We start from the raw sequence: 9,015 nt of genomic DNA, 5'->3' as shown, positions 1-9,015 counted from the left end.
CGCTTCGGCGGCGCGCGGGGCCTGGCCGGCCACGCGGTGGGCAACCTGCTCATCGCCGCGCTCGCGGAGCTGAAGGGTGACTTCCTGGAGGCGGTGCGGCTGTCCGGGGAGCTGTTGGGCGCGCAGGGCCAGGTGCTGCCCAGCACGCTCGCGTCGGTGCAGCTGGTGGCCCAGATGCACGACGACACGGAGGTCGTGGGCGAGCGCAACATCTGCCGCGCCCAGGGCCGCGTGCGCCGCGTGTCGCTCAGCCCCCGCTCGCCGCCCCCGGTGGACGGCCTGCTGGAGTCCATCTACACGGCGGACCTCATCGCCATCGGGCCGGGCTCGCTGTACTCGAGCGTGCTGCCCAACCTGCTGGTGGACGGCGTGGCCCAGGCGCTGAAGGAGACGCGCGCGCTGAAGGTCATGGTGGCCAACCTGATGACCCAGCCGGGTGAGACGGACGGCATGAACTGCCTGGACCACGTGCAGGCCGTCATCGACCACGTGGGGCCGGTGCTGGACGCGGTGCTCGTCAACGGCCGGGCGCCGTCGGAGGAGTCCATCCAGCGCTATGCGCGCAAGGGCTCCTACATGGTCACGGCGGAGACGCGGGAGCTCTTGTCCTCCGGCGTGATTCCGGTGCAGGCGGACCTGCTCAAGGAGGGGTCCAAGATCCGACACGACAGCCGCAAGGTCGCCGCCTGCCTGCTGAAGATGGCGCGCAGCGGGTTGTAGGCCGCCCTGGCCATCACCACCTTGGGGCCCGCGAACATGGAAGCCATCAAACTGCAAGCCAGCCCGCAGGTCGTGGAAGTCAACGACCGGGCGGCCTTCATGACCCTGGAAGCCGAGTGGAACCAGCTGGTGGAGACGACCTCCAACGAGCTGTTCTACCGGCACGAGTTCCTGCGGCTGTGGCTGGACAACTTCGCCGCCGGGGCGCGCATGCGCGTGCTGCTGCTGCGCGGCGAGGACGGAGCGCTCACCGGCGCGCTGCCGCTGGTGGAGGAGCGCACGTCCCTGTACGGCGTGCCGGCGCGCCAGCTCACCTCCGCGGCCAACGCGCACTCCTGCCGCTTCGACGTGCTGGCGCGTGAGCCGGACGCCGCGGCCCGGGCCTTCCTCTCGCACCTGCGCCGGACGGGCGGCTGGGACGTGCTGCGGCTGACGGACGTGCCGGACGGCGGCGTGGGCTTCCGCCTGCTGGAGGCCGCGAAGCAGGGCGGCCTGCCGGTGGGCGAGTGGGAGTCGCTGAACTCGCCCTACGTGCCCTTGCCCGCGAAGAAGGACGCGTACTTCGCGAAGCTGCCGTCCAAGTTCAAGGCCAACTGCCGCCGCCGCCGCCGCAAGCTGGAGGAGAAGGGGAAGGTCACCTTCGAGCGCGTCACCGGCGGCCTGGACCTGGAGGGCACGCTGGAGGAGGGGCTGCTGCTGGAGCAGAGCGGCTGGAAGGGCGCGAATGGCACGGCCATGGCGCAGGACGCGAAGACGCGGGGCTTCTACACGGAGCTGGCGCGGGACTCGGCCTACCGCGACCGGCTGGCGCTGTACTTCCTGCGCCTGGACGGGCGCGCGGTGGCGTTCCAGTACGGCCTGGAATACGGCGGGCGCTACTTCCTCTTGAAGCCCGGCTACGACGAGCGCCTGAAGGAGTGCAGCCCGGGGCAGCTCCTCATGGAGGAGGTGCTGGGGCACTGCCTGGAGCGCGGGCTGACCGAGTTCGATTTCCTGGGGCCGGACATGGTGTGGAAGCGCGACTGGACGGATCAGGTCCGCAGGCACACCTGGCTCTACGTGTTCAACGACACCGCCTTCGGCCGGGCCCTGTGCGCGGCGAAGTTCCGGTGGGTGCCGGCGGCGAAAGAGGTGGTGGCGCGATGGAAGCGGTGAAGACGACTGACAAGCTGTTCGTTCCGTCCCTGCCCACGCTGTGGCCGGGCATGCTGATGGCCCCGCCGCGCCCGGGGGCGCTGCCGCCGTTCTCGTCGCCCAACGCGCGGTACTTCTACTTCGCGCGCAACGCCGTCTGGCTGACCATGAAGATGCTGCGCCTGGACGGCGGCGAGGTGCTGATGCCCGCCTACCACCATGGCGTGGAGGTGGAGGCCGTGGTGGACGCGGGCGCGACGCCGCGCTTCTACCGCGTGGGCAGCCGCTGGGACGTGGACGTGGCGGACGTGGCGAAGCGGATTACGCCCAAGACGCGCGCGCTCTACCTCATCCACTACGCGGGCTTCCCGGGGCCTGTGGACGCCATGCGCAAGCTGGCGGACGAGCACGGCCTCCCGCTGATTGAGGACTGCGCGCTGTCCCTGCTGTCGTCCGACGGCGCGACGCCGCTGGGCACCACGGGCGACGTGGGCATCTTCTGCCTCTACAAGACGCTTCCGGTTCCCAATGGGGGTGCGCTGGTCGTCAACGGCAAGCGCTCGTACAGCCTGCCGGAGCCGCCCGCGCCGCCGGTGGCGTCCACCTTCAGCCACACCGTGTCCGCGCTCCTCCAGAACCTGGAGCTGCGCGGCGGGGCGGTGGGCCGCGGCCTGCGCGGCCTGGTGCGCTCGGTGGGGCACGGCACGGTGAAGGCCGCGAGCATCGAGCGCGTGGCCACGGGCACGCAGCACTTCGACCGGCGGCACGTGGACCTGGGCATGAGCCCGCTGACGAAGCGGATTGCCCTGGCGCAGGACCTGGAGGGCATCGTCGAGGCCCGGCGCCGCAACTACTTCCTCCTGCTGGGCCGGCTGCGCGACGTGTCCCCGCCGCTCTTCAACCAGCTGCCCGCGGGCGTCAGCCCCCTGTTCTACCCGATGGTGGTGCAGGACAAGGAGACGCTGCTGGCGAAGCTGCGCGAGAAGGGCATCGACGCCATCGACTTCTGGAAGCGCTTCCATCCCGCGTGCGACCCGACGGAGTTCCCGGAGGTCGCGCAGCTGCGGCGCACCCTCCTGGAGATTCCGTGCCACCAGGACCTGTCGCCGGAGGTGATGGGGCAGGTGGCGGAGGTGGTCCGGGAGGCGCTCAAGTCCGAGCGCCGTCCGAGCAAGCGCGCGTCGTGAGGGAACAGGAGCTGGCTCCCGGGTTGCAATGGTCCCCGGGGGCCGGGGCAGTGCTTCGGGAAAGGCATCGGGGTGACGCGGTGATCCGCGAAGACGAGTTGACGTCGGGTCCAAGGATGACGCCGCGGCTGGACGTGGCGGCGGTGGGAAGTGCCTCCCAGCTGGCGGGGATGCGGGCGGAGTGGAACGCGCTGCTGGACGCGAGCAACGCCGGTCCGTTCAACGCCTGGGAGTGGCTGTATCCGTGGTGCCGGCGCATCGCGCCCGAGGTGCGGCCGCTGGTGCTGACGGCCCGCGACAGGCTGGGCACGCTGGTGGGCCTCCTGCCGCTGGGGCTGGAGCACCGCTGGGTGAACGGCATGCGCGTGCGGCGCCTGGGCTTCCTGGGTGAGACGCACGTGGGCAGCGACTACCTGGACGTGGTGGCGCGCCAGGGCCGCGAGGCGGAGGTGGCCCGGGCGTTCTTCAACGTGCTCCAGGGGCTGCGCGATGAGTGGGACGTGCTGGACCTGACGGACCTGCGCGAGGGCTCGACGACGCTCGGCGTGGCGCGCGAGGTGTTTGGCGACGTGCGCGTGTCGGAGCGCTACGTGTGCCCGTACGAGACGCTGGTGCCGGGCGAGCCGTTCGACGCGTTCCTCAAGCGCACGGGCCGCCGGGACAACTACCTGCGCCGGCGCAAGTGGCTGGAGAAGCAGGACGGCTACCGCATCGAGCGCACGGAGGCGCCGGGCCAGCTTGCCGGGCCGATGACGGACTTCTTCCGGCTGCACGCGCTGCGCTGGTCCTCGGACGGTGGCTCCCAGGGCATCAAGGGCGCGGGCGTGGAGGCCTTCCACCGGGACGCGACGCAGTGGCTGGCGGAGCGGGGCCGGCTGCGGATGTACACGATGAAGGTGGGCGGCCAGGCGGTGGCGTCCGTGTACGGCATCCTGCATGGCCAGACGTTCGTGTACTTCCAGTCCGGGTATGACCCGGCGTGGCGCAACCGCAGCGTGGGCCTGGTGCTGGTGGGCGAGACGTTCAAGGACGCCATCGAGATGGGCCTGACGGAGTACGACTTCCTGCGAGGCACGGAGACGTACAAGTCCGACTGGGTGACGAAGCAGCGCCAGACGGTGTCGCTGCGCGCGCACGGCGCGGGGTTCGCGGGCGAGTGGTTCACCCGCTCCGAGGAGTGGGCCCGCCAGACGCGCAACGCGGTGAAGGGCGTGCTGTCGGACGAGCTGGTGGAGAAGGTGCGCCGCTTCCGCCGTCGCAAGGCCGCGGTGGATTGACGCCCGGTGGCGCACCAGCGGATCCTGGCGGGTGCCATGGAGAAGCTGCGCTGCGCCATCCTGGATGACTATCAGGGCGTTTCGATGAGGCTCGCGGACTGGTCGTCCGTGAGCGCCCAGGTCGAGGTGACGGTGTTCCGCGAGCACTTCTCCGGTGAGGGGGAGTTGGTCGCGGCGCTGTCGCCGTTCGACATCCTGGTCGTGATGCGGGAGCGCACGCCGTTCCCGAAGGCGCTGCTTGAACGACTGCCACGGCTGCGATTGCTGGTGACGTCGGGGATGCGGAACGCGTCCATCGACCTGGCGGCGGCCAAGGCGCGCGGCGTGACGGTGTGCGGAACGGCGAGCGCGACCGAACCTCCCGTGGAGCTGACGTGGGCGTTGATCTTGGCGCTCGCGCGGAACGTGGTGGGGGAGAGCACGGCGTTCCGGCAGGGCGGCCCGTGGCAGCACTCCGTGGGCGTGGACCTGCATGGGAAGCGGCTGGGGCTGCTGGGCCTGGGGAAGATTGGCGGCCGGGTGGCGCGCGTGGGCGCCGCGTTCGGGATGGACGTGGTCGCGTGGAGCCCGAACCTCTCGGATGCGAGGGCCGCTGAAGTCGGGGTGACGCGGGCCCCGTCGAAGGAGGCGCTCCTGGAGACGAGCGACTTCGTGTCCATCCACCTGGTGCTGGGGGAGCGCTCGAGAGGGCTGGTGGGGCGCGCGGAGCTCGCGAGGATGCGGTCCACGGCGTACCTCATCAACACGTCGCGCGCGGCCATCGTGGAGCAGGCGGCGCTCGTGGAAGCGCTCCAGCAGGGTGTCATCGCGGGCGCCGCGGTGGATGTCTTTGAAACGGAGCCGGTGCCCGCGGATGATGTTTTGCGGACACTGCCGAACCTGCTCGCGACGCCGCACCTGGGCTACGTGTCCCAGGGGAACTACGCGACGTACTTCCGTGAAGCCGTGGAGGACATCCGCGCGTTCCTCGACGGGGCTCCCATCCGCGGGCTGGGGTAGGGCTCAGGGGAGGTTTTCTGGCCTGCTGGTGAACAGCGCGTGGAAGAGCGTCGTCTTCGGAGGGGACTTCCAGTCCACGAAGACAGGCGCTGGATGGTTGGCGATGTCAGGGGGCAGCAGGCTCAATCCCATCGTGGACTCCATGAGTCTCGCCATCGTGACCGCGGGCTCTACGGCGGGAGGCTCCAGATCGAGCTGCCGGAAGACCCGGTCCTCGCCGTACTCAAATAGGACGCGATACACGGTGTAGACGGGGGCGATGACGCTGGCGCAGCCGACGTAGACCCAGCCCAACCCGGGGGCCTCACGCGAACGTCCTGGATAGACGGCGCACCAAAAGCACGCATTCGAAGGCGTAGTGATGTCTCCAATGGTGTCCTGTGGAAATGCCTTCTCGAGTTGGTCAATCAATGCGTCCCAGGGACCAGGCTCTGCGAGCTTCGGGCGCCAAAGCACATGGAGTCGATGTGCCTCGGGCCCGGGCTCCAGATTGGGGTCTTCATGCGAGGGCCAGTAGGTCCGCGCAATCGCCAGCAACTCCTCGGTGGATGGAACCATGGGCTACATGCCTCCGCTGGTGGTTGGCCCCGGGGGTGTCACCACCACGGGCTCAATTCCCTGGGCACAGATCTTCGTGACGTGTGCGCCCTTGATGGCGGTGTTGAGCGTCAGGTCGTAGAAGGTCTTGAATTCCTCGCAGGCAATTCCGGTAGGCGTGGCTGGCGTCGCACCAGCAAAAGTGGTCCTGGCTGCCTGATTCGCGCAGCTCGCGGAGAGGCTTTGGGCTTGCTCCATCGAGATCGCTCCCTGCGCACTGTTGGCGATGGGCATCTCCACGCCGAACTTGCAGTAGAACAACTCTCCCGTGTCACGGGCGATGCCGACGTGGAGGCAGGCTGCCATCCATCCACCCGGCTTTTTCCCGCGCTGCTTCACCACTTCATGAAAAACGAAGTGACGGGGGCGCAGCGCGCCCTCCACATACGTCGCGGAACCGCCTGTCGCGCAGGCGGATGACAACGCGACGCCGCACAGCGCGACAGCGGCCTTCCAGAAGCCGGATGCACCCATGGCCCACCTCCAGGGGTGACACACTTCGCGGGCCGGCCTCCCGGCCCCTCACGACGTGCAGCCTACCGCTACTGCTGCGCGACCTCCGCGCGCAGCTGGGCGATGGCGGGGGCCAGCTGCGGCGGCTGCATGTTCTTGGGCACTTCCACCGTGAAGCGTTCAAAGTGCGCCAGTGCTCCTGCCTTGTCGCCCCGGCGCAACGACAGGCCGCCCAGGAAGATGAGCGCCTCCTGCGCGTCCGGCCACGTGTCCACCAGCTCCGTCAGCTCCTGCTCCGCGCCCTGGAGGTCGCCCTGCGACGCCGCGCGCAGCACGCCCCGGTGCACCCGCAGCTCCACGTTGAACGGATCCACCGCCAGGCCCTTCAGCGTCACCTTCAGCGCTTCCTCGAACTGCTGCTGGCGGATGAGCTCGTGGCTCAGCATCGACGCGGCCTCCACGTCGCCCGGGTTCGACGCCAGCCGCTGACGCGCCTGCTCCAGCTCGTCGTCCTGCTGGGGCATCTCCTGCTGCTGCATCTGGGCCATGCCCGGCGGCGTCACGCCCGTGCCCATCTGGCCTTCCTCGCGCGGCTTCTGCTCGGACACCAGCAGGTAGCCCAGCCCGCCGAAGAAGACGACCACGCCCGCGCCCCACATCGCGCCCACCAGCTGCGGGTTGCGCGACGCCCAGCCCGTGGGCGCCGGCACGTTGCGCGCGGGCGCCTTCTCTCCCGCCGCCTGCCGCTTCTGGTGCTCGTCCTTCGCGCGCAGCGCGGCGGCCGCTTCCTTCTCCAGCCGCGCCTTCTCCGCCGTGTAGTGCTCCGCGGTGAAGTGGTGCTTCTCCGCCTCCAGCGTGCGCAGCTGCTCGATGAGCGACTGCGCCCGCTGCGCCAGGTCGTCCACCGTGCCGTCCGCCTTCGGCGACGGGTCCGGCAGCGCGCTCCCCGTCTTCATCTTCATGTAGAGGAGCCACGCGGCCGCCAGCACGAAGGCGACCGACAGGACGATGATTCCGGGCAACCAGTTGGTGGGCTCGGGCTGCATGGCTTAGCGCTCCAGCTCCCGGCGCACGGCCTGGAGATAGGGGTCCGCGTCGTCGGTGGACGGCGCGGGAGTGGAAGGGGAGGGGGCCGGCGCGGCTTCCGCTGGCGCGGCGCCCTCGGGCAGGGGCTGACGCTGCTTCAGGATGACGAAGAGGCCGCCCAGCACCAGCGCGACGGGCCCCAGCCAGACGAACCAGTTGAAGCCCTCCGCGCGCGGCTCCAGCAGCACCCACTCGCCGTAGCGCGCCACGAAGTAGTCGACGATCTCCGTGTCCGTCTTTCCGTCCGCGACCAGCTCGCGCACCTTGTCCAGCTGCGCGCGCGCCATGGACGACGGGCTGTCCGCCACCGACAGGCCCTGGCACACCGCGCAGCGCAGCTTCTTCGCCAGCTGCTGCACCCGCGCCTCCTGGGCCGGCGCGAGCGGATCACTCGCGGCCTGCTGCGGCGCGAACTGCCCCGTGGCAAGGCTCAGGGCGAGGGTCAACGAGACGAGGACGGCATTCATCGGGGGCTCCAGCGGGGGCCGTCCCTAACTACCGCCCCCTGACGGGTATTGCACAGGGAAACCTGGGCCGCACGCCCGCCGTCCGGGCAGCCCTTCCGTGTGTCGCTGAAAGGCCTAGCCCCGGTAGCCCGAGTCGGGCTCGGTCTCCAGGTCCTGGTCCGGGTCGTAGGGGTCGTCCTCCGGGGGGAGCAGCCCTGGCGGCTCGTCGCGGCCCAGTGCGTGGCGCACGGCATGAACGCCCACCGCCCCCAGGCCCACGAGGAACGCGAACGGCCCCACCGCGAGCTTCACCCCCGCGAGCGCCCAGAGCAGGCTCACGCTCACCGCGCCCACCGGCACCCACCGCAGCCAGGCCGGGCGCTCCACGTCCGGACGCAGCGCCGCGAGCACGAGCAGCGACAGGAGCGCCAGGAGCGGCAGCTCCGACAGCGGCAGGTCCCAGCCCGAGTGCGACGCGGCGCCGCCCCCCTGGCTGTAGAGCGAGTCATCCGAGGGCCGCGTCGTGGGCAGCACGCGCAGCTCCGGCGGGGCGCACGCACGCTCCCCGGCACCGGCGCGTTGTCCGGCAGGCTCGACCCGTCCGCCATCACCTTCCCCCAGGGAAGGAACAGCGCCACCACGCACACCGCCACGCCCGCCAGCGCCAGCACCCGGGGAAAGCCCAGCAGCGAGCGCGGGTCGAAGTCGCGGCCCACGCCGTCCGGCTCCGCGATGACCAGCTTCCACTGCTCCACGGCGATCAGCAGCGTGCCCGCCGCCCACAGGGCAAGAGCAGGTTGAAGCCCGACAGCAGCCGCACCGTCAGCGCCACGAGCAGCAGCGTGAACGCGGCGGGGACCTCCGGCCGCAGCAGCACCAGCGGCACGTGGTCCACCCAGCCCGGCGCGTTGCCGTCGCGGCGCAGCTCGCGCGCGACCAGCGCCACGCTCCCCACGAGCGTCAACAGCGTGCCCAGCACGCCCACGCTGGGGAAGAAGGGGAGGATGGACAGCACCAGCGAGAACGTCACCAGCCCCACGCCCACCACGCTCTGCGAGTGGCCCGGCACGTCCTTCAGCCAGCGCGGGCCCGTGTAGGGATCCTCGTCCTCGTACG

The 9,015-nt window shown here is 70.5% G+C and carries 10 protein-coding genes and 1 pseudogene; 5 read left to right on the top strand and 6 right to left on the bottom strand.

Annotation, left to right across the window (positions count from 1 at the left end):
* The 5 genes from ACLEQD_RS30285 to ACLEQD_RS30265 form a co-directional block, all read left to right on the top strand.
* The coding region (locus ACLEQD_RS30285; protein WP_410388864.1) for a gluconeogenesis factor YvcK family protein at positions 1–720 on the top strand (720 nt) is incomplete at its 5' end.
* A gap of 36 nt (positions 721–756) precedes the next feature.
* Entirely contained in the window at positions 757–1,875 is a 1,119-nt protein-coding gene (locus tag ACLEQD_RS30280) for a GNAT family N-acetyltransferase (protein WP_410388862.1), read from the top strand.
* Positions 1,863–3,041, top strand: coding sequence for a DegT/DnrJ/EryC1/StrS family aminotransferase (locus tag ACLEQD_RS30275; RefSeq protein ID WP_410388860.1), 1,179 nt, complete (start codon positions 1,863–1,865; stop codon positions 3,039–3,041). Before ACLEQD_RS30280 ends, ACLEQD_RS30275 begins: the two co-directional genes overlap by 13 nt.
* A gap of 80 nt (positions 3,042–3,121) precedes the next feature.
* Complete coding sequence (locus ACLEQD_RS30270) at positions 3,122–4,318, top strand: GNAT family N-acetyltransferase (protein WP_410388858.1); 1,197 nt, start codon at positions 3,122–3,124, stop codon at positions 4,316–4,318.
* 6 nt (positions 4,319–4,324) lie between these two features.
* Positions 4,325–5,317 (top strand): D-2-hydroxyacid dehydrogenase family protein, encoded by a 993-nt coding sequence (locus tag ACLEQD_RS30265; RefSeq protein WP_410388856.1) that lies wholly within the window; start codon positions 4,325–4,327, stop codon positions 5,315–5,317.
* A gap of 3 nt (positions 5,318–5,320) precedes the next feature.
* Here the strand turns inward: ACLEQD_RS30265 and ACLEQD_RS30260 are convergent, their stop codons facing one another.
* The 6 genes and pseudogenes from ACLEQD_RS30260 to ACLEQD_RS30235 form a co-directional block, all read right to left on the bottom strand.
* Entirely contained in the window at positions 5,321–5,611 is a 291-nt protein-coding gene (locus ACLEQD_RS30260) for a hypothetical protein (protein WP_410388854.1), read from the bottom strand.
* A 267-nt stretch (positions 5,612–5,878) separates the two neighbouring features.
* Positions 5,879–6,388 (bottom strand): hypothetical protein, encoded by a 510-nt coding sequence (locus tag ACLEQD_RS30255; protein ID WP_410388852.1) that lies wholly within the window; start codon positions 6,386–6,388, stop codon positions 5,879–5,881.
* A gap of 68 nt (positions 6,389–6,456) precedes the next feature.
* Positions 6,457–7,413 carry a tetratricopeptide repeat protein gene (locus tag ACLEQD_RS30250; protein ID WP_410388850.1) on the bottom strand — a complete coding sequence of 319 codons (957 nt, stop codon included), beginning with the start codon at positions 7,411–7,413 and terminating at the stop codon, positions 6,457–6,459.
* A 3-nt stretch (positions 7,414–7,416) separates the two neighbouring features.
* Positions 7,417–7,920: a cytochrome c-type biogenesis protein CcmH gene (locus ACLEQD_RS30245; protein WP_410388848.1), complete on the bottom strand. Its 504-nt coding sequence runs from the start codon at positions 7,918–7,920 to the stop codon at positions 7,417–7,419.
* Positions 7,921–8,034: 114 nt separating this feature from the next.
* On the bottom strand, positions 8,035–8,433 hold the full coding sequence (locus ACLEQD_RS30240; RefSeq protein ID WP_410388846.1) for a hypothetical protein: 399 nt from the start codon (positions 8,431–8,433) through the stop codon (positions 8,035–8,037).
* Between the two features lie 226 nt (positions 8,434–8,659).
* Positions 8,660–9,015, bottom strand: a pseudogene (locus tag ACLEQD_RS30235) (zinc ribbon domain-containing protein); the annotation flags it as partial.

The sequence above is a fragment of the Corallococcus sp. 4LFB genome, assembly GCF_046520365.1.
Classification (GTDB): Bacteria; Myxococcota; Myxococcia; order Myxococcales; family Myxococcaceae; genus Corallococcus; species Corallococcus caeni.
Note: the sequence above shows the minus strand (reverse complement) of the source record. Positions and strands in the feature narration are given on the sequence as shown.

What these genes read in the sequence shown, in the direction of transcription:
- ACLEQD_RS30280 (WP_410388862.1), top strand. Translation starts at nt 757, where the DNA reads ATGGAAGCCATCAAACTGCAAGCCAGCCCGCAGGTCGTGGAAGTCAAC.
- ACLEQD_RS30275 (WP_410388860.1), top strand. Translation starts at nt 1,863, where the DNA reads ATGGAAGCGGTGAAGACGACTGACAAGCTGTTCGTTCCGTCCCTGCCC.
- ACLEQD_RS30255 (WP_410388852.1), bottom strand. Translation starts at nt 6,388, where the DNA reads ATGGGTGCATCCGGCTTCTGGAAGGCCGCTGTCGCGCTGTGCGGCGTC.
- ACLEQD_RS30250 (WP_410388850.1), bottom strand. Translation starts at nt 7,413, where the DNA reads ATGCAGCCCGAGCCCACCAACTGGTTGCCCGGAATCATCGTCCTGTCG.
- ACLEQD_RS30245 (WP_410388848.1), bottom strand. Translation starts at nt 7,920, where the DNA reads ATGAATGCCGTCCTCGTCTCGTTGACCCTCGCCCTGAGCCTTGCCACG.